Genomic DNA, 19,775 nt, shown 5'->3' with positions numbered 1-19,775 from the left:
CTCCCCATTCAGATCGATGTCAAGACCTGGTAAGGTTCTTCGCGTTGCTTCGAATTAAACCACATGCTCCACCGCTTGTGCGGGTCCCCGTCAATTCCTTTGAGTTTTATTCTTGCGAACGTACTCCCCAGGTGGAATACTTAATGCGTTAGCGCCGGCACCGGGAAGCTTTGCTCCCCAACACCTGGTATTCATCGTTTACCGCGTGGACTACCAGGGTATCTAATCCTGTTTGCTCCCCACGCTTTCGAGCCTCAACGTCAGTTGCTGTCCAGTAAGCCGCCTTCGCCACTGATGTTCTTCCTGATATCTACGCATTTCACCGCTACACCAGGAATTCCGCTTACCTCTCCAGCACTCCAGCTATACAGTTTCCAAAGCAATTCCTCAGTTGAGCCGAGGGTTTTCACTTCAGACTTGCACAGCCGTCTGCGCTCCCTTTACACCCAGTAAATCCGGATAACGCTTGCCCCCTACGTATTACCGCGGCTGCTGGCACGTAGTTAGCCGGGGCTTCTTAGTCAGGTACCGTCATTATCTTCCCTGCTGATAGAGCTTTACATACCGAAATACTTCATCACTCACGCGGCGTCGCTGCATCAGAGTTTCCTCCATTGTGCAATATCCCCCACTGCTGCCTCCCGTAGGAGTCTGGGCCGTGTCTCAGTCCCAATGTGGCCGTTCACCCTCTCAGGCCGGCTACTGATCGTCGCTTTGGTGGGCCGTTACCTCACCAACTGGCTAATCAGACGCGGGTCCATCCTGTACCACCGGAGTTTTTCACACTGCTCCATGCGGAGCTGTGCGCTTATGCGGTATTATCAGCCATTTCTGGCTGTTATCCCCCGGTACAGGGCAGGTTACCCACGCGTTACTCACCCGTCCGCCACTAAGTTTACTCAAATCCATCCGAAAACTTCATCAAGCAAACTCCGTTCGACTTGCATGTGTTAGGCACGCCGCCAGCGTTCATCCTGAGCCAGGATCGAACTCTCTCGTTAAAAGTTTGATCCGGTTGAAGATCAACATCTGTCGTTCTTAACCGTAATTACTGTTTTAGGTTTGTTCTTGAAAACTCTTGAACTTTGGCCTTCCGATGAAGGCCGCAGGCTCTACCTTATCGCCTGCTGTTCTTGGAATTTTCAGGGTTCTATATACTGTTCAGTTTTCAATGTCCGTTGCTGTTACGTTGGAGCTGTAACTTTTATAGGTTATCACTTTCTTGCCCGCTTGTCAACAGCTTTTTGAAATTTTTAAGTGACCCATAAGTGACCGGCCACTCGTTTGCCGCACTCGCTCGCGGCATGATGTATCTTAGCACTATGCCCATAGGAAGTCAAGCGGAATTTTTAACTTTTCAAATACAATTTGTCCGTGTTCAGCACCTGCCGGGGGATGCCCCGCAAAACGATTTCTTGCAGGCAGTTTGGCGGGGTATCCCACGGCAGGTGGCCAAGCACCGCAGGCACGCAGACTCCCTGATGGCAAGAAAAATCCCGCCATTGTTCGTCGGCGGGATTTTTCTCAGGATTCAGGATTTCAAAAGAATGTGTGCAACATTACTTTTTGTAGGCATTTCTTTTATGCCTAAAGTATAGCACGCGGCCGGTAAAAATGCTTGAAGGCGGGCGCAAGTAATTATGAAGATTTTCTTAATATCATGCCCTCCATGCGATAAAATGCTGTTCTCCTGCTTTATATCATCAGCTTTTTGCGATAATCACTCGGAGACATTCCGGTCTCACTGCGAAACGCCCGGGAAAAATACAGATTATCCGCATAGCCGACAGAATAGGAGATCGCCGCGATGCCAAGATCAGTGTGCTCAAGAAGATTCTTTGCCTGCTGCATACGGAATTTGGTCAGATACTCCTTCGGGGACATCCCGGAGCTCTCCTTGAAGACCGTATAGAGATAGGAACGATTGATATAGAGAGCTCCTGCGATATCCGACACCGACAAGGTGTAGGAGTAATAGTTCTTTCTAATATAATCCACCGCCCGATCAAAATATCCGTGGCTGTCCTTCTGCTCATTTTCCATCGCAAAAAGGGCAAGAAAATCATAGAGTGCTCCCGTCATGCGGATCCTGCTCGCAAACCCGCTGCCCCGGAGCTCCCACATGCGGCTGACCTTCTGCTGCAGCTCATTCCCAAAAGGTACCCGGATCACCGGCGATTCGAAAAACAGGCTGCTGTTCAGAATGACCCCCGCATCCATGCCGTTAAACCCCACCCAGCAGTAATTCCACGGGTTCCCCTCATCAGCCCTGTAGGTAATGACCGCACCCGGCCTCGCGAGAAATGCCTCTCCGGCTGTGAGGCTGTAGGTTTGTCCATTTTCCGCATAAGTTCCCTTTCCCGAAATAATATAGTGAATCAGATAGTGGTCCCGCTGTCCCGGCCCCCACTGGTAGCCCGGAGGGCATTCCTGAAATCCGGTATTATAGACGGTAAGCGCCGCCAGATCGCGGGCCTTGGCCTTGTAGGAATTTTTCAGCATCACATTGTCCACCCTTCTGAAGCTTTCTTATAGTATACAACATTTGTAAATGTTCAGCATTTCCCAACATTCTTCCATAGAAACGGTTCAGAAATACATATAGAAAACGAACGCCGGATGCTATAGTAAAAGTAATCATGGATTCACGATGCCCACAAGGGGGAGGTATTTTGCATGTTTGAACGTAAGGATATCGACAAAATGATCGCTGACGGCAGGCTTGACCAGCGGATCCGTGAAGTCTACGGCTGCCACGTCAGGGAAACCGCGGGATACGCGGACAGGTTCCGGAAAGCCGCCGCGAAATTTGAAGAAATTTTCCCGGACAACCCATCCGGAAATATCGGACTCTACAGTGCCCCGGGGCGCACAGAGATCGGCGGCAACCATACCGACCACCAGCAGGGCTGCGTCCTCTCCGGTAGCGTTAGCCTCGATACCATCGCCGCGGCTGCGCCGAATGGCACTGAGACCGTCCGCTTCTATTCGGAAGGCTACGGCATGACCAGCGTCGATCTGCATGAGCTCAAGCCGCAGGAGACGGAAAAGAACACCTCGGCAGCGCTGATCCGCGGGATGGCCAGCCTTGCCGCGGCCAAGGGATTTGCCATACACGGTTTTGACGCGTACTGTTTAAGTTCCGTGCTGAGCGGTTCCGGGCTCTCCTCCTCCGCGGCATTTGAAACCCTGAATGGCGTCATCCTCGCCAATCTGTTCTGCGGCGATGCCCTTGACGCGGTGGAAATCGCTAAAATGGGGCAGCAGGCGGAAAATGTCTTCTTCGGCAAGCCCTGCGGCCTCCAGGATCAGACCGCCTCCTCGGTCGGAGGCCTGGTCGCCATCGACTTTCAGGATCCCCGGAACCCGAAAATCGAAAAGATTCCGCCGATGGCCGATATGGGTTATCAGCTCTGCATTATTGACTCCCATTCCAGCCACGATGACCTGACCGGCGAGTACGCCGCCATCCCGGCGGAGATGAATGCCGTCGCGGCATTTTTCGGAAAAGAGCATCTCCGCGGCATCACCGCGGATGACCTCCTGGTCAACGCGAAAGCCATCCGGGAACAGTGTGGTGACCGTGCTCTCCTCCGCGCCTTCCACTTTGTCCGCGAGAACATCCGCGCCAAAGAAGAAGCTTCCGCGGTGAAAGCCGGCAATTATCCGGAATTTCTCCGGCTGGTCAATGAATCCGGACGTTCCTCCTGGATGTATCTCCAGAACACGGCGGTTCCCGGCAGTGTCCGCCATCAGGCGGTCAACACGGCTCTCGCCCTCTGCGACATGATTCTGGACGGCCGGGGCGCTTTCCGCGTACATGGCGGCGGCTTCGCCGGAACTATCCAGGCATTTGTCCCGCAGGATATGGTGGAGGAATTTCAGGAGAAGATCGAGCAGGTTCTCGGAAAAGGAAGCTGCTACCGCCTGAACATCCGCCCGGCAGGCGGAACCGTCATCTGAATGTTCTGCCAGGCAGGGAAGGACATCGCCCGGATGTGCCGCCAGGCAGGAAAGACCATCATCTGATTGTCCCGCCGGGCGAATGTCCGGTATTATCCACGCATCAATTTTCCATGCAGCGCCAAGGGAGGAAGGCCATCATGCTTGAGGAAACGATACTTGAACTTGCGGATTACGGCATTCGGAAGGATCTGATTGCCAGGGAGGACAAAATCTGGGCGGTAAACCAGCTGCTCAGCCTGTTCGGCGAGGAGACATTTTCCGGGGAACCCGAAGCTACCGGAAAGATCCGTCCGCTCGCGGACATTCTGTCTGATCTTCTTTCCGAAGCGGCAGCCCGCGGCCTCTGCGGGGATTCCGTCACAGAGCGGGATCTCTTCGACACAAAGATCATGGGAGTTTTCACTGACCGCCCTTCCGCCGTCATCCGCAGGTTTCACGCGAAGTACGCCGGGAGCCCGCAGGAAGCGACAGACTGGTTCTACCAGTACTGCAAGGACATTAACTATATCCGGACTGACCGGGCGGCCAAAAACCTCGCCTGGACGACAGCGACCCCGTATGGCACTCTGGACATTACGATCAACCTGGCCAAGCCGGAGAAGGATCCGAAGGCCATCGCCGAGGCGCGGAAGACAAAGGCCGGCGTGTATCCCCGCTGCCAGCTCTGCCGGGAGAATGAGGGCTATGCCGGGCGGATGGATCATCCCGCGAGAGAAAACCTGCGCATGATCCCGATCGTGATCGACGGCCAGCCCTGGTTCTTCCAGTATTCGCCCTACGGCTACTACAATGAACACTGCATCGCCCTGAACCGCCGGCACGTCCCGATGAAAGTCGAGAGAAAAACCTTTGAAAAGCTGTTCGATTTTCTCCAGACCTTCCCGCACTACTTTATCGGGTCCAATGCCGATCTTCCGATCGTCGGCGGCTCCATTCTCGCCCACGACCACTATCAGGGCGGCCGCTATCAGTTCGCGATCGAGCGGGCATCCGTGCGGAAGGAGCTCTCCTTCCGAGGCTATGAGGACGTCCGCGCCGCCTGGATCAACTGGCCGGTCACCACAATCCGCCTGACCTCGCCTGACCGGGAGAAGCTGGCCGATCTCGCGGACAGGATTCTCCGCTGCTGGAGAACCTACTCCGACCCCGGCGCCGGCGTGCTCGCCGAGACAGACGGCATTCCGCACAATACCATCACACCGATCGCCCGGAGGGCAGGCGGCGATTTCCAGCTCGACCTGGCTCTCCGCAATAACCGGACGACAGAGGAATATCCTCTCGGCATCTTCCACCCGCACGCGGAGTATCACCACATCAAGAAAGAGAATATCGGCCTGATCGAGGTAATGGGGCTCGCCATCCTGCCAGCCCGCCTGAAGGAGGAGCTCCGGCTTGTCGCCGACGGCCTGCTCACCGGCGCGGATCTCACGCAGAAAACCGAGACCGCAAAACACGCTGCCTGGGCGGCGGACGTAAAGCGCCGCCATCCTGAGCTCTGTGCGGACAATGCGGACAGCATCCTCAAAGAGGAGACCGGCATCGTGTTCAGCCATGTCCTGGAAAATGCCGGAGTCTTCAAGATGAACGACGCCGGAGGGCGTGCCATGCTCCGCTTCGTCGCCGCGGTCAATGATTTTTCCTAACCCGCGGAGGCCGTCCCTTCCCGGACCGCCGTTCACACAGCCCCGTCGGCATCGTTGGCGGGGCTGTATCTCGACAGACAGAGAAAAGCAAAAAGGGAGCTGCTGCCCGGCCAACGCGTAATCCTCCGGCCGGGTGGCAGCTCCCTTTTTCCTTATTCAATATCCCAGTTCTTCCAGCACGCCGTCAAAAATGTGCGTGTAGTCAAATGTCGCGAAGTAATCTCTCGGTGTCTCAGCACGGCGGATCATCTTCACGCTGCCGTCCCGGCAGAGCAGGAGCTCCGAGGAGCGGAGCTTTCCATTATAATTGTATCCCATGGAGAAGCCGTGCGCGCCGGCGTCATGGATAAACAGCAGGTCGCCCATATCGATCTTCGGCAGCATCCGGTCGATCGCGAATTTATCATTGTTCTCGCAGAGAGAGCCGGTCACATCATACTTGTGGTCGCAGGGCGCGTCCTCCTTCCCCATGACGGTGATATGGTGATAAGCGCCATACATCGCGGGGCGGATCAGGTTAACCGCGCAGGCGTCAACACCGATATACTCCTTGTAAATGTGTTTCTCGTGGATCGCCTTGGTCACCAGGGCGCCGTAGGGGCCGAGCATATAGCGGCCCATTTCGGTATAAATCGCGATATCCCCCATGCCCTCCGGCATCAGGACCTTATTGAACACCTGGTGAACGCCCTCGCCGATCTTGAAGATATCGTTCGGCGTCTGGTCCGGGCGGTAGGGAATCCCCACGCCGCCGGAGAGGTTGATAAACTTGATATCCGCGCCGGTCTCCTTCTCGAGACGGACAGCGAGCTTGAAGAGAATCTCGGCGAGCATCGGATAATAGTCGTCCGTCACCGTGTTGGAAGCCAGGAAGGCATGAATCCCGAAGTTCTTCGCGCCCTTCCCCTTGAGAATCCGGAAAGCCTCAAACAGCTGCTCCTCCGTCATCCCGTACTTGGAATCACCGGGATTGTCCATGATATCATTGCTGACCTTGAACAGGCCGCCCGGATTGAACCGGCAGCAGATGGTCTCCGGGATATACCCGATCGTGTCCTCAAGGAACTGGATATGGGTAAAATCATCGAGATTGATCGTCGCCCCGAGCTTCGCCGCGTAGGCAAATTCCTCAGCGGGCGTATCATTCGAGGAAAACATGATATGATCTCCCGGTACGCCGATTGCCTTCGACAGCATGAGCTCCGTGAGGGAGGAACAATCCGTGCCGAAGCCGAAGCCGTCCGTGAGCATTTTGACAATGTAGGGATTCGGCGTCGCCTTGACGGCAAAATACTCGCGGAACCCGGGATTCCAGGAAAATGCCCTCTTTACCCGGTCAGCATTTTCCAGGATGCCCTTCTCATCATAGAGATAAAACGGCGTCGGATACTGCTGCGCGATCTCTCTCAGTTTCTCCGCTGAAACGAATGGTTTCTTGTCCATGATCTTCCTCCCTGTCATCCTCTGCCGTTCCGGAGGTCTTCCTCCGTCACATGCCGATGTGTATACAGATGATCCATGCAGTATTCCCTGCTGCCCGCGCATTTCGAGCAGTAACGGAACTCCAGATTCGGGTCATCAAGTTCCGTGCGTCCGCAGATGGCGCAGCGGTGAAGCGGTGTCTGCCTGTCGCGCGGCTGCATTTTCACAATCTCCGCGGGGCCGCGCCTCTCCTTCTTCTCCCCATGTCCGAAAAAGCCACGCCCTTTCTCCTCCCCGTGGATCTCCCTCGACTGGCGGACGGCATCGCGGAACTTCTTCCGGCGGGCGATTTCCCTCGGATCCACCCGGCTGTAATCCCGGGTAAGCAGGAAGAAAATCAGGAAATTCAAAATCGAGAGGGCGATGCAGATCCTGGACGCCGCGCTTCCCCGGATGAAATCCCAGGCATACTGGATCCCGATGACAAGGGCGAACCATTTGGCGCGGATGGGCAGAATGCCGAAAAAGTAGAACACCTGCTCGGGAAAGGTCACGGCAAAGGCCAGAAACATGGTTTCATTCAGATAGAAGGTGGTCAACAGCACGGTCTGCCCGAAGAAAATGTAGACAATCCCCGCGGCGAGAATCTCTCCGAAAATTCCCAGGAAGAAATAGAGGTTAAATCGGAACGTCCCCCAGATATTCTCCAGGGTCAGGCCGAGGGAATAGTAGAGATAGATGGCAATCAGGTTAAACAGGATGCCGGACGACGGCGGGCAGATCAGAAAAGTCAGGAGCCGCCAGACCTGTCCCCGGAAAATCATCTCCATGTTGAGGGACAGATACTGAGCATAAAACAGCGGATTCACCAGGCTGATGATGATGCCCAGCGCATAGAGTCCCGTCACATAGTACATCAGGCGCGGGATCGCGAAGCGGCCGAAACGGCGCTCCAGTTGATCGAGAAATTTCATTATATAAACTCCTTTTTCTTTGGGCTTTATTATATGAAATCACCGGTTCCTTGTCAATTTGTTCTTGTTCTGCACCCGCGGGGGAAGAAACCCACAGCCGCTGTTCAGCTGCATGTGTGGGGAAAACCGAACAGGAAACCGCCACCCGGATCATTGTGCGGATTTGCCAAAATCTTTTGCAATCTTTACATATTCTTAACGGGGGTGCAAATTGCCTTTCGGATTTTCTCATGCTAAACTCTAGTCGGTTCAAATTATTCTGGTTATCTGCAGCCGTCCAGCAAAGAGTTCCGGGCGGTTGCGTCTATTTATAAGGAGGGATCAGGCTTTCCGCCTGCGTTTTATGCAGAAAGTGTTTCGCCTCGGAATCGATATCGGTTCCACAACAGTAAAAATCGCAATTCTTGATAAGGACAGCCATCTTCTGTTCTCCGACTATAAGCGGCATTTTGCCAACATCCAGGAGACGCTGGCTGAGCTTTTGCGCGAGGCGCGGGAGAAGCTCGGCGATATCCGCCTTCTTCCGGTCATCACCGGTTCCGGCGGCCTTGCCCTCTCCAAAAATCTCGGAGTTCCGTTTACCCAGGAGGTTGTGGCCGTCGCCACCTCGCTGAAGGACTATGCGCCCCAGACAGATGTCGCGATCGAGCTTGGCGGCGAGGACGCGAAGATTATCTATTTCACGGGCGGGATCGACCAGCGGATGAACGGCCTCTGCGCCGGCGGCACCGGTTCCTTTATCGACCAGATGGCGTCCCTTCTCCAGACAGACGCCTCCGGCCTCAACGAGTACGCAAAAAACTATAAAATGATCTACCCGATCGCCGCGCGCTGCGGCGTATTTGCCAAGTCGGACATCCAGCCCCTGATCAACGAGGGCGCGACAAGAGAAGATCTGGCGGAGTCCATTTTCCAGGCAGTGGTCAACCAGACCATCTCCGGCCTCGCCTGCGGCAAGCCGATCCGGGGAAATGTTGCCTTTCTCGGCGGCCCGCTCCACTTCCTCCCCGAGCTTCGGAACGCCTTCATCCGCACCCTGAACCTCGGGCCGGACCAGGTCATCGCCCCGGAGCACTCCCACCTCTTTGCCGCCATCGGCTCAGCAATGAACGCGGACATGGCAGCCGCTGATCATTCCGTCCCGATCGACGAGATGATCGGCCGCCTGACCCGCGGCATCCGCCTGAACGCCGAAATCAAGCGCATGGAGCCGCTGTTCCGGAACCAGCAGGAATACGACGAATTCCGGGAGCATCACGCCCGCCATACGGTAAAGAAGGGCGACCTCTCCAAATATCACGGCCGGTGCTATCTCGGCATCGACGCCGGCTCCACGACCACGAAGCTTGCCCTCGTCGGCGAGGACGGCACCCTGCTGTATGATTTTTACAGCAACAACAACGGCAGCCCCCTGGCGACGGCCATCCGCGCGATGGGGGAGATCAAGGCGCAGATGCCGAAGGACACGGAAATTGCCTTCTCCTGCTCCACCGGGTATGGGGAAGCGCTGCTCAAATCCGCCTTTATGCTGGATGAGGGCGAAGTAGAGACCATCGCCCACTACTACGCCGCTGCGGCTTTCGAGCCGGACGTCGACTGCATCCTCGATATCGGCGGCCAGGACATGAAGTGCATCAAGATCAAGGACGGCACCGTGGACAGCGTCATGCTGAATGAGGCCTGCTCCTCCGGCTGTGGTTCCTTCATTGAAACCTTCGCCAAGTCCTTGAATTACAGTGTTCAGGATTTCGCGAAAGTCGCGCTATTTGCCAAAAATCCGACTGACCTCGGCACCCGCTGCACGGTCTTCATGAACTCCAACGTCAAGCAGGCGCAAAAGGAGGGCGCGGATGTCGCGGATATCTCCGCCGGCCTTGCCTACTCGGTCATCAAGAACGCGCTCTTCAAGGTCATCAAGCTGACGAACCCGTCCGACCTCGGGAAGCACGTGGTCGTCCAGGGCGGAACCTTCTACAATGATGCCGTCCTGCGCAGCTTCGAGAAGATCGCCGGTGTGGACGCCGTCCGCCCGGACATCGCCGGCATTATGGGAGCCTACGGCGCGGCGCTGATCGCCCGTGAGCGCTATGACGCCGAAAAGGGAACCTCCATGCTGCCCATCGACAGCATCCTGAAGCTGAAATATCAGACCAGCATGGCCAGATGCCAGGGCTGCACCAACCACTGTGTGCTGACCATCAACCGGTTCGACGGCGGCCGCCAGTATATCACCGGCAACCGCTGTGAGCGCGGCCTCGGCATCGCAAAGACCAGGGAGGAGATCCCAAACCTCTTCAAATACAAGTTCAACCGTATGTTCGGCTACACGCCGCTTCCTCTCGAGGAGGCCGACCGGGGTGTCATCGGTATGCCCAGAGTGCTGAACCAGTTTGAAAATTATCCGTTCTGGGCGACATTTTTCCGGAATCTCCGCTACCGCGTGATCCTCTCTCCCCAGTCCACGCGCAGAATCTATGAGCTGGGCATTGAGACGATCCCGAGCGAGTCAGAATGTTACCCGGCCAAGCTTGTCCACGGGCACATTGAATGGCTGATCAAGCAGGGAATCAAGCACATTTTCTATCCGTGCGTTCCCTATGAGCGGAACGAATCCCCGGACGCGGGCAACCACTATAACTGCCCGATGGTGACGTCCTACGCGGAGAACATCAAAAACAACGTCGAGGATCTCCGGACGGAACACGTCCGGTTCGACAACCCGTTCATGGCATTCACAAACGAGGAGATCCTGACGAACCGCCTGGTGGATTATTTCACCGGCAGTGACTGGAATCTTCCGGAGAAGGAGATCCGCCACGCCGCCCACCTCGCCTGGAAGGAGCTCCTCCAGTCACGGAAGGATATGGAGGACGCCGGGGAGAAGGCGCTCCAGTGGATGAAAGAAAATCACCGCCACGGCATCGTCCTTGCCGGCCGCCCTTATCATGTTGACCCGGAGATCAACCACGGCATCCCGGAGCTGATTACCTCCTACGGCTTTGCCGTGCTGACCGAGGATTCCGTCTCCCATCTCGGCCATGTGGACCGCCCGCTGATCGTCACCGACCAGTGGATGTACCACTCCCGCCTCTACAAGGCGGCCAGTTTCGTGAAGACCCAGCCCACGCTTGAGCTTGTCCAGCTGAACTCCTTCGGCTGCGGGCTGGACGCTGTGACCACAAACCAGGTGAACGACATCCTCTCCCGCTCCGGGCGCATTTACACGCTGCTCAAAATCGATGAGGTCAACAACCTGGGAGCGGCAAGGATCCGCATCCGCTCGCTGATCGCGGCCATCCGCATCCGCGAGATGAAGCATTACAGCCGCCCGGTAGAAAGCGATTCCTACCACCGCGTCCTCTTCACCAAGGAGATGCGGAAGACCTATACGATCCTCTGCCCGGAAATGTCCCCGATCCATTTTGACCTGATCGAGCCGGCTGTCCGGAGCGCGGGCTATAACCTGAAGGTGCTCTCCTACAAGAACGGGAGCTCCGCCGTGGACATGGGTCTCAAGTACGTCAACAACGACGCCTGCTACCCGTCCACGATCGTCGTCGGCCAGCTGATGGAGGCGCTGCTCTCCGGCGAGTATGACCTGGACCACACCGCGATCATCATGAGCCAGACCGGCGGCGGCTGCCGCGCCTCCAACTACATCGGCTTTATCCGCCGCGCGCTGGAAAATGCGGGCATGGCGCAGATTCCGGTGATTTCCCTGAACGCCAACGGCATGGAGACTACGCCCGGCTTCAAGATCACCATCCCGCTGATCGCAAAGGGCATCCAGGCGGTCGTGTACGGCGACGTCTTCATGCGCTGTCTCTACGCGACCCGGCCGTACGAGGCGGTTCCCGGCTCGGCGAACGCCCTGCACGAGAAGTGGAAGAAGACCTGTATCGCCTCCCTGAGCAAGAAGGGTCTCTCGATGAGGGAATTCAGCCGGAACATCCACGGCATCATCCACGATTTCGACGAGCTCCCGCGGCTCGATGTGAAGAAGCCGAGAGTCGGCATCGTCGGCGAGATCCTGGTTAAGTTCTCCCCTCTCGCCAACAACCATGTCGTTGACCTGTTGGAATCCGAGGGCGCTGAAGCGGTAATGCCGGACCTCCTGGATTTCCTGCTCTACTGCTTCTACAACAGCAATTTCAAGGCGGAAAATCTGGGCGGCAAGAAATCCACAGCGAGACTCTGCAACATCACCGTCTCCCTGCTCGAGTATTTCCGCCGCGCTTCCCGCCACGAGTTCGAGAAGAGCCGCCATTTTGACCCGCCGTCGAGAATCTCCAACCTGGCGGAAATGGCGAAGCACTATGTCTCCCTGGGCAACCAGACCGGCGAGGGCTGGTTCCTCACCGGGGAAATGCTGGAGCTGATCCACAGCGGCGTTCCCAACATCATCTGCACGCAGCCTTTCGGCTGCCTGCCGAACCATATTGTCGGCAAGGGTGTCATCAAGGAGCTCCGCCGCACGAATCCGGAGGCAAATATCGTCGCCATCGACTACGACGCCGGGGCGAGCGAGGTCAATCAGCTGAACCGGATTAAGCTGATGCTTGCCGTCGCCCAGAAGCGGCTGAAGGCAAAAGAAATATCCTGAACAGTTACCACTTGAATGGAAATTCCGGGCAAAATAAACACCCGACACAATTCGATCAACACAGGCAGATAGCTGCTGACGGAAAAAGGCACCGCGGTACGGTCCCCTTCAGGGGGATTTCCGTACCGCGGTGCCTTTTTCAGCTGTCATCCTTGATCTTTCACCGGCTCGCATGATGCCATCCACCAGGTCACCTGCGCATCTTCGCGTCATAGGCAAGAATCGCCGCCACCGTCTTGGCATCGGTGATCTCCCCGGCAAAAATCTTCTTTTTCAGGTCATCCACGGACCAGAGTTCGACATTGATCTCCTCATCCTCATCGAGATGCTGATGCGTCTTGACCAGGTTTCTGGCAAGGAAGACATCGATCGCCTCATCGCAGAAAGCGACAGTGGTATTCAGGCTGATCAGATACTCAAGCCTGTCGCAGCGGTAGCCGGTCTCCTCCTCAAGCTCCCTGGCGGCAGCGCTCTCTGTGGTCTCCTTGTCGCCGTCCAATTTGCCAGCGGGGATTTCCAGGGTAAAACGCCTGAGTGCGTGGCGGAACTGGCGGACCATCATCAGGCGCCCGTCGTCATTTACCGCCACCACGGCAGCAGCGCCGTTGTGATGGATAAAATCCCAGTTGGTGACATTGCCATTGACCTCCACCGTGTCCGTATAGACATCAATTACCTTGCCTTTATGTGCCAGCTCACGCTTAAGCAGCTTTACCGGGAATGTTGACTCATCCAGAGGTCCTTCGATACGATTATTTCCCACAAATCTTCCAGCCATGATTATCCTTCTTTCTTATGGGCAAGCTCCAGGCACTTCTCATAGCAGGCGTCAGAAGCCTTGATGACCGCGTTGCGCATGCCATACTCCTCGAGAACCGCAACCGCGGCGATCGTGGTCCCTCCGGGCGAGCAGACATTATCCTTGAGCTCTCCGGGGTGCTTGCCGCTCAGGAGGACCATCTTCGCGCTCCCCTCAACCGACTTGGCGGCCATCCGGTAAGCGATATCCCGCGGCATGCCGTATTTGACGGCGGCATCCGCCAGCGCCTCGATAAACATGTAGATATACGCCGGGGAACTTCCGCTGATGCAGGTAACCGCGTTCATCAGATCCTCCGGGAGGAATTCCATCATGCCGAAGGATTCAAAAATATTGGAGATGGTCTGTTTCTCCGTCTCCGTGAACAGATTCCGGTCGTAGGACACCCCGGTCATCCCCTCGCCGATCAGCGCCGGCGTATTCGGCATGCAGCGGACAACACGCTTATGTCCGTCCAGGCGGTCCGTAACGCTCTGGATCGTGGTTCCTGCAGCCATGACGATGATGATCTTGTCGTCTGTCACATGTCCCCTGATCTCCCCGAGAACCTTGTCGTAAACCTGCGGCTTAACCGCGAGAACGATAATCTTGCTGTTCTCCGCCAGCTCCTGGTTGGACGAGGACGGCTGCACTCCGGTTTCTGCCTGCAGCTTCTCGATCTTGCGCACTGAGCGGTTGGTGAATGTGAGCTGATCCTTGCGGTACAGCTTCAGAATACTCTTCAGGATCGCGCTGCCGATACTCCCGACACCGATGATACCGATTTCATACATAGATCTTTCTCCTCTCATGTGTTATATTCAATACGATGCTTTTCCCTTCTTCGTTTAAAAAAGCCTTGTGGATCATCATTCCACAAGGCTTTCTCTTTCTTACTTTGCATACTCCGTAACTCTTGATTCGCGGATCACATTGACCTTGATCTGGCCAGGATACTGAAGCTCGTCCTGAATCTTCTTCGAGATCTCTCTCGCCAGAAGAACCATATCATCGTCGCTCACCTGCTCCGGGACAACCATCACGCGGATCTCACGTCCGGCCTGGATCGCAAATGACTTATCGACACCCTTATAGGAATTGGCGATATCCTCAAGCTTCTTAAGACGGGTCGTGTACGTCTCAACCGTCTCTCTTCTCGCGCCGGGTCTCGCCGCCGAGATGGTATCTGCCGCCTGGACAAGGCAGGAAATCAGGCTGGTCGGTTCGACATCGCCGTGATGGGATTCCACCGAGTTGATGACAACTGCCGGTTCCTTATACTTCCGGCAGAGCGCAGCACCAAGCTCGACATGGGTTCCTTCCTGCTCGTGATCGACAGCCTTGCCGATATCGTGAAGCAATCCGGCCCTCTTGGCCATCCGCACATCGACGCCCACCTCGGAAGCCAGAAGGCCCGCGATCTGTGCAACCTCTATCGAGTGCATCAGCGCGTTCTGCCCGTAGCTTGTACGATATTTCATTTTTCCGAGAAGGCGAACAAGCTCAGGATGGATTCCGTGAACGCCGACCTCGAGCATGGCGGCCTCGCCATCCTCGACCATCTTGTTCTCGACTTCCTTTCGGGCTTTCTCGACAGTTTCCTCGATTCTCGCCGGGTGGATACGCCCGTCGACGATCAGCTTCTCCAGGGCGATCCTCGCGACTTCACGGCGGACCGGGTCAAAACTCGAGAGAACCACGGCCTCAGGCGTATCGTCGATGATCAGCTCAACGCCGGTCAGGGTCTCCAGGGTGCGGATATTGCGTCCCTCACGGCCAATGATACGGCCCTTCATCTCGTCATTTGGAAGCTGGACAACGGAAACCGTAGCCTCAGCCACATTGTCTGCGGCGCAGCGCTGGATCGCGGTAACCACATAATCCCTGGCTTTCTTGTCCGCTTCCTCCTTGGCCTGCTCTTCCATCTCCCTGATCATTCGGGCCTGGTCATGCTTGACATCGTCCTCAACCTGCTTCAGCAGGTAGGCCTTCGCCTCATCGGTCGTCAGGCCGGATATTCTTTCCAGTTCCGCCTGCTGTTTCCCGTACAGCGTCTCCACGTCGGCAGCTCTCTTTTTGATCGCTTCCTCCCTGGCTGACATACCTGCTTCCCGCTTTTCTAGTGTCTCTGCTCTCTTGTCGAGATTTTCCTCTTTGCTCAGTACGCGTCTCTCATACCGCTGAAGCTCAGCTCTTCTTTCTCTCGTTTCCTTCTCAAGCTCATTCTTCGTCTTGAGAGACTCCTCTTTCGCTTCCAGGAGAGCTTCTCGCTTCTTTGTCTCTGCAACTTTTAATGCTTCATCTATAATTTCCCGGGATCTCTCGTCTGCACTGCCGATTTTCGCTTCATATCTTCTCTTGCGAACCTCGCCGGAGATCACCCAGGTAATCGCAGCTACAACGATAGCCGTAACAAGCACAGCAATTACCAGTGACACAGGAGCACCTCCTTTATTAAATTTTCATTGTACAAAATTATACAACAAACTAATTTTAAACGGTTTGAGATTATCTGTCAAGCACAGCGGAAACCATGCAAAAAATGGCCGGAATGCTTGTTTTCCGGCCATTCTTGATCCCTTTTCGGAGAGCGCGGTGAGAAAATAATGTATGAAAAACCCTCATCGCTCCTTGAAAATTTTGGTCACTATTCCAATCCCGCATCAGGCATATCCGGCCCACCAAAGAGCCACGGGGCGGCTTCCCGGATCTCCGCATAGCGGAATCCCCGCCGCATCAGATAATTGACGGTTCTTCTTCTGATCCCCTCATCCGCCAGATCCGGCGTGACCCGCCGCTTTCTTAAAACCGCGGCGATCGCTTCTCCGGAGCCGCAGGGTTCCTCCTCGAGAATCCCACTGACCAGTTCCCGCGGAATTCCCTTTGCCGCGAGCCGCTCTGCCATCTCCGGCCTGCTTCTCCGCATTCTGTTCACTTCAAGGTAATTGCGGACATAGGCCTCGTCATCCACATAGTGGTACCGCCGGAGAAAGCTTAAGGCATCCCCAATCACTTTCTCCGGATACCCCCCCTCACGGAGTTTTCTCCGGATCTCCGTCTCGGTCTTTGGGGAAGATTTTAAAAGATACAGAGACCGCTCCCGAGCCCTCTTCCGAAGCACGTCCTCGACAATCTCCCGGTACGTCTGCTCCGGGAGATCGCCTCCGGCTTCAATATGATACCGTCGGATCTCTCCGCGGTAGAGCACGAAAGCCTGTTCTCCCTCAAGAGTAACGCGGCTTCTCCGCTTATCGAGCGGCTCAACTGCCGTGACGGTCATTTCGTGCCATTTGCGCGGTCAGCTGCGGTTTTTCCGGAAATCCCGGAGGCTGGATCCGCGGCAGCCGCGCTGCCGGCCGGCTTAAGGCTGACGGTTCCCGCAGAAGACACTTTTCCGTCCGCAGGCCCGGACTTCTTTACAGCCGAAGGATCTCCCGGCTTCGCCGGAGCTGCCAGGCCGTCATCCGGAAGGCCGTACTTCTCCCGGACCTTGAGTTCAATCTCCCGGCAGACATCCGGGTTCTGCACCAGATAAAGCTTCGCGTTCTCGCGGCCCTGCCCGATCTTCTCCCCCTTGTAGGCATACCAGGCACCGGACTTATCCACGATATCATTCTTCTCAGCCAGATCGAGGATATCTCCCTCCCGGGAGATTCCCCTGCCGAACATGATGTCGAACTCCGCTTCCTTGAAAGGCGGGGCAATTTTATTCTTGACGACCTTCACCCGGACATGGTTGCCGATCACATCGCCGCCCCGCTTCAGGGACTCGACACGCCGCACATCCAGACGGACAGAGGAATAGAACTTGAGCGCCCGGCCTCCGGTCGTCGTCTCGGGATTGCCGAACATCACGCCGACCTTCTCACGAAGCTGGTTAATGAACACGACAATGCAGTTCGTCTTGCTGATCACCGCGGTCAGCTTCCGGAGTGCCTGGGACATCAGGCGGGCCTGCAGCCCCACATGGGAATCCCCCATCTCCCCGTCAATCTCCGCCTTCGGCACAAGGGCAGCGACAGAGTCGATAATCACGATATCCACCGCGCCGGAGCGCACCATGGTCTCGGTGATCTCGAGGGCCTGCTCGCCGGAATCCGGCTGGGAGATATAGAGATTGTCAATATCCACGCCGATATTCCGCGCATAAACCGGATCCAGCGCATGCTCGGCGTCGATGAAACCGGCGATTCCGCCGCGTTTCTGCACCTCGGCAACCATATGGAGCGCTACCGTGGTCTTGCCGCTCGACTCAGGCCCGTAAATCTCGATTACCCGCCCCCGCGGCACACCGCCAAGCCCCAATGCGATATCCAGGCTGAGCGACCCGGTCGGAACCGTCTCGATCGTCATATCCGCGCTGTAATCGCCAAGCTTCATGACCGCGCCCTTCCCATAGGCTTTCTCAATCTGGGTCAGCGCTGCGTCCAGAGCTTTCTGTCTGTCATCTTTATCCATAATCTGTCCTCCATCGGCACAACTATCGAACATCCGTTCTGTGCTTATATCATAAACTTTCCCTTCTAGGTTGTCAATAACAAGAACGCGGAATCATCGGTGAACCACCAGAAATTACAGAAATCGTTACTATAGATATAGCACGTTTTCCATCTTCTGTCCATGCTCCGGACGCCACAAACGGATCCCTGCTCTGGGTACAGAAAATTGTGACTGTTCAACCGGCACATCGGGCAGATTTTTCAATATTAAGAATATCTTAATAGTTTGTCCATATTTTGTCCGTATTCGCTTGGAGATTTGTTCATAATTTAATGGTTTCTTTTCTATCTGCCTCTTGTAATTTGCCGCAAAATAGCGTAAAACATAAACTTGTATAAATCAAACGAAAGATTGCCGCGGTTCAGCACAGGACATTTCAAGTTCCGGCACACCCGCAGCGAAATTTGATCTTTCAGCAGGGACAAGTGAGAAATTATGAAAGTATTGCATACGTTTATCTCCGTCAGCCAGATCGCTTTTATCGTCCTGACACTCGCCTATCTGTACCAGATCTTCTATATGTACATCGGATTCCGGTACCGTAAGATGAACAAGGCGTCCAAGAAGGCTCCGGCAAAGTTTCTGAACTACGCCGTATTCATCAGCGCAAGGAACGAGGAGGGCGTGATCGGCGAGCTGATCCAGTCACTTAAGGAACAGACCTATCCGGGCAGCAAGTTCAAAATCTTCGTTCTCGCGGACAACTGTACCGACCGGACCGCCGAAGTCTCCCGAAGAGCCGGGGCTGTCGTCTACGAGCGCTTCGACCAGCACCAGGTAGGCAAGGGATACGCCCTCAATTACCTCTATCATCACGTCATCCGCGATTACGGGGAAATGGCTTTCGACGGCTATTTCGTCTTCGATGCGGACAATATCCTGGATAAGAACTTTATTTATGAGATGAACCGCACCTTTTCCCAGGGCGGGTATGACTGCCTGACCAGCTACCGGAATTCGAAAAACTTCGGCACCAACTGGATCACGGCGGGGTATTCCATCTGGTTTCTCCGCGAGGCGCGCTATGTCAACTTCCCGCGCCATCTGCTCGGCAATTCCTGCATGATCTCCGGAACCGGCTTCCTGGTATCCCGGGAATTGCTCGCCGAAAACCGCGGCTGGCCTTACCACCTGCTGACCGAGGACATCGAATTCTCCGTCAACTGCGCCATCCATGATAAAAAAATCGGCTATGTGGACGATGCCATCCTCTACGATGAGCAGCCGGAGACCTTCGCCCAGTCCTGGAACCAGCGCCTCAGATGGTCCAAGGGATTTTTCCAGATCGACTGGCATTATATTCCGTCCCTCATCCACGGTATTTTTACCGCCAAGCGGAACAAGACATCGTGCTATGACGTCCTGATGACAGTCGCGCCGTGCAGCATCCTGACCATTTTCCTGCTGCTCTACAATATTTTTCTCTTTGGCTATATGCAGGATCTGACCATCTACTATCGCGTCCTGCTCTGGCACACGGCAACCCGGAGCCTGATCACCGCCCTTGCCGTCTACTACTTCGAATTCCTGTTCATCGGCATCTGCACGGTAGCCACCGAGTGGAAACGAATCCGCGCAACCTCCTTCCGGAAAATCTGCTACATCTGGCTTTTCCCGATCTTCGAGGCAACCTACCTTCCGATCACTATGGTTGCCCTGTTCAAGAAAGTTGAATGGAAGCCGATCGCCCACTACTCCACCGAACAGCTCGCCGCAAGACGCTGAGCCGGAGCCATAAGACATCGGTTCAGAGCTTACTGATCTGTTTGTCAGACCGGTTGATCCAAAACCCAAGGCAAATCATCCGCACAGTCTTTTCCTCTTCGGGAAATGGCTGTGCTTTTTTTACGCAGAGCAAAAAACCAGCC

Annotated in this window: 12 protein-coding genes and 1 rRNA gene; 4 read left to right on the top strand and 9 right to left on the bottom strand. The window is 55.5% G+C overall.

The features are described from left to right. Both ISF27_RS07175 and ISF27_RS07170 read right to left on the bottom strand, forming a co-directional pair. Nucleotides 1–1,001 (bottom strand): 16S ribosomal RNA (locus ISF27_RS07175); the annotation flags it as partial. Nucleotides 1,002–1,695: 694 nt separating this feature from the next. Further along, on the bottom strand, nt 1,696–2,502 hold the full coding sequence (locus tag ISF27_RS07170) for an AraC family transcriptional regulator (protein WP_194610608.1): 807 nt from the start codon (nt 2,500–2,502) through the stop codon (nt 1,696–1,698). Nucleotides 2,503–2,676: 174 nt separating this feature from the next. Here ISF27_RS07170 and ISF27_RS07165 point away from each other — a divergent pair, with 174 nt between their 5' ends. Further along, nucleotides 2,677–3,963 carry a galactokinase gene (locus ISF27_RS07165; RefSeq protein ID WP_194610525.1) on the top strand — a complete coding sequence of 429 codons (1,287 nt, stop codon included), beginning with the start codon at nt 2,677–2,679 and terminating at the stop codon, nt 3,961–3,963. A gap of 140 nt (nt 3,964–4,103) precedes the next feature. Further along, nucleotides 4,104–5,609: a UDP-glucose--hexose-1-phosphate uridylyltransferase gene (locus tag ISF27_RS07160; protein ID WP_194610523.1), complete on the top strand. Its 1,506-nt coding sequence runs from the start codon at nt 4,104–4,106 to the stop codon at nt 5,607–5,609. Nucleotides 5,610–5,765: 156 nt separating this feature from the next. On the opposite strand, the gene ISF27_RS07155 is transcribed toward ISF27_RS07160, so the two are convergent. Together ISF27_RS07155 and ISF27_RS07150 are read right to left on the bottom strand one after the other, a co-directional pair. Next, nucleotides 5,766–7,052: a diaminopimelate decarboxylase gene (locus ISF27_RS07155; RefSeq protein ID WP_194610521.1), complete on the bottom strand. Its 1,287-nt coding sequence runs from the start codon at nt 7,050–7,052 to the stop codon at nt 5,766–5,768. A gap of 14 nt (nt 7,053–7,066) precedes the next feature. Continuing rightward, the gene (locus ISF27_RS07150; protein WP_194610519.1) at nt 7,067–8,005 is read right to left on the bottom strand and encodes a rhomboid family protein; all 939 of its coding nucleotides are present in this window, start codon (nt 8,003–8,005) and stop codon (nt 7,067–7,069) included. A 343-nt stretch (nt 8,006–8,348) separates the two neighbouring features. On the opposite strand from ISF27_RS07150, the gene ISF27_RS07145 reads away from it, so the two are divergent. Further along, entirely contained in the window at nt 8,349–12,608 is a 4,260-nt protein-coding gene (locus tag ISF27_RS07145) for a 2-hydroxyacyl-CoA dehydratase (protein ID WP_194610518.1), read from the top strand. Between the two features lie 190 nt (nt 12,609–12,798). Here the strand turns inward: ISF27_RS07145 and ISF27_RS07140 are convergent, their stop codons facing one another. From ISF27_RS07140 to recA, 5 genes are all read right to left on the bottom strand, one after another. Beyond that, nucleotides 12,799–13,386, bottom strand: coding sequence for an NUDIX hydrolase (locus ISF27_RS07140; protein WP_194610516.1), 588 nt, complete (start codon nt 13,384–13,386; stop codon nt 12,799–12,801). A 2-nt stretch (nt 13,387–13,388) separates the two neighbouring features. Beyond that, nucleotides 13,389–14,201, bottom strand: coding sequence for a pyrroline-5-carboxylate reductase (gene proC, locus ISF27_RS07135; RefSeq protein WP_194610514.1), 813 nt, complete (start codon nt 14,199–14,201; stop codon nt 13,389–13,391). Nucleotides 14,202–14,300: 99 nt separating this feature from the next. Continuing rightward, nucleotides 14,301–15,845, bottom strand: a complete 1,545-nt coding sequence (gene rny / locus ISF27_RS07130) for a ribonuclease Y (protein WP_194610512.1) — start codon at nt 15,843–15,845, stop codon at nt 14,301–14,303. A gap of 209 nt (nt 15,846–16,054) precedes the next feature. Beyond that, nucleotides 16,055–16,687: a regulatory protein RecX gene (locus ISF27_RS07125; protein ID WP_194610510.1), complete on the bottom strand. Its 633-nt coding sequence runs from the start codon at nt 16,685–16,687 to the stop codon at nt 16,055–16,057. After that, nucleotides 16,684–17,865, bottom strand: a complete 1,182-nt coding sequence (recA, locus tag ISF27_RS07120) for a recombinase RecA (RefSeq protein WP_194610508.1) — start codon at nt 17,863–17,865, stop codon at nt 16,684–16,686. Before recA ends, ISF27_RS07125 begins: the two co-directional genes overlap by 4 nt. A 477-nt stretch (nt 17,866–18,342) precedes the next feature. On the opposite strand from recA, the gene ISF27_RS07115 reads away from it, so the two are divergent. After that, nucleotides 18,343–19,632: a glycosyltransferase family 2 protein gene (locus ISF27_RS07115; RefSeq protein WP_194610506.1), complete on the top strand. Its 1,290-nt coding sequence runs from the start codon at nt 18,343–18,345 to the stop codon at nt 19,630–19,632. Nucleotides 19,633–19,775 lie beyond the last annotated feature (143 nt).

The organism is Clostridium vitabionis (assembly GCF_015351765.1).
GTDB classification, from domain to species: Bacteria; Bacillota; Clostridia; order Lachnospirales; family Lachnospiraceae; genus Clostridium_R; species Clostridium_R vitabionis.
The sequence above is the reverse complement of the archived record's forward strand: the minus strand, read 5'-3'. Positions and strand labels throughout refer to the sequence as shown.

Bases quoted from the DNA above. Each gene is read 5' to 3' on its own strand.
- ISF27_RS07145 (WP_194610518.1), top strand. From the start codon at position 8,349: ATGCAGAAAGTGTTTCGCCTCGGAATCGATATCGGTTCCACAACAGTA.
- ISF27_RS07150 (WP_194610519.1), bottom strand. From the start codon at position 8,005: ATGAAATTTCTCGATCAACTGGAGCGCCGTTTCGGCCGCTTCGCGATC.
- proC (WP_194610514.1), bottom strand. From the start codon at position 14,201: ATGTATGAAATCGGTATCATCGGTGTCGGGAGTATCGGCAGCGCGATC.
- ISF27_RS07115 (WP_194610506.1), top strand. From the start codon at position 18,343: ATGAAAGTATTGCATACGTTTATCTCCGTCAGCCAGATCGCTTTTATC.
- ISF27_RS07140 (WP_194610516.1), bottom strand. From the start codon at position 13,386: ATGGCTGGAAGATTTGTGGGAAATAATCGTATCGAAGGACCTCTGGAT.
- ISF27_RS07155 (WP_194610521.1), bottom strand. From the start codon at position 7,052: ATGGACAAGAAACCATTCGTTTCAGCGGAGAAACTGAGAGAGATCGCG.
- recA (WP_194610508.1), bottom strand. From the start codon at position 17,865: ATGGATAAAGATGACAGACAGAAAGCTCTGGACGCAGCGCTGACCCAG.
- ISF27_RS07125 (WP_194610510.1), bottom strand. From the start codon at position 16,687: ATGACCGTCACGGCAGTTGAGCCGCTCGATAAGCGGAGAAGCCGCGTT.
- ISF27_RS07160 (WP_194610523.1), top strand. From the start codon at position 4,104: ATGCTTGAGGAAACGATACTTGAACTTGCGGATTACGGCATTCGGAAG.
- ISF27_RS07170 (WP_194610608.1), bottom strand. From the start codon at position 2,502: ATGCTGAAAAATTCCTACAAGGCCAAGGCCCGCGATCTGGCGGCGCTT.
- ISF27_RS07165 (WP_194610525.1), top strand. From the start codon at position 2,677: ATGTTTGAACGTAAGGATATCGACAAAATGATCGCTGACGGCAGGCTT.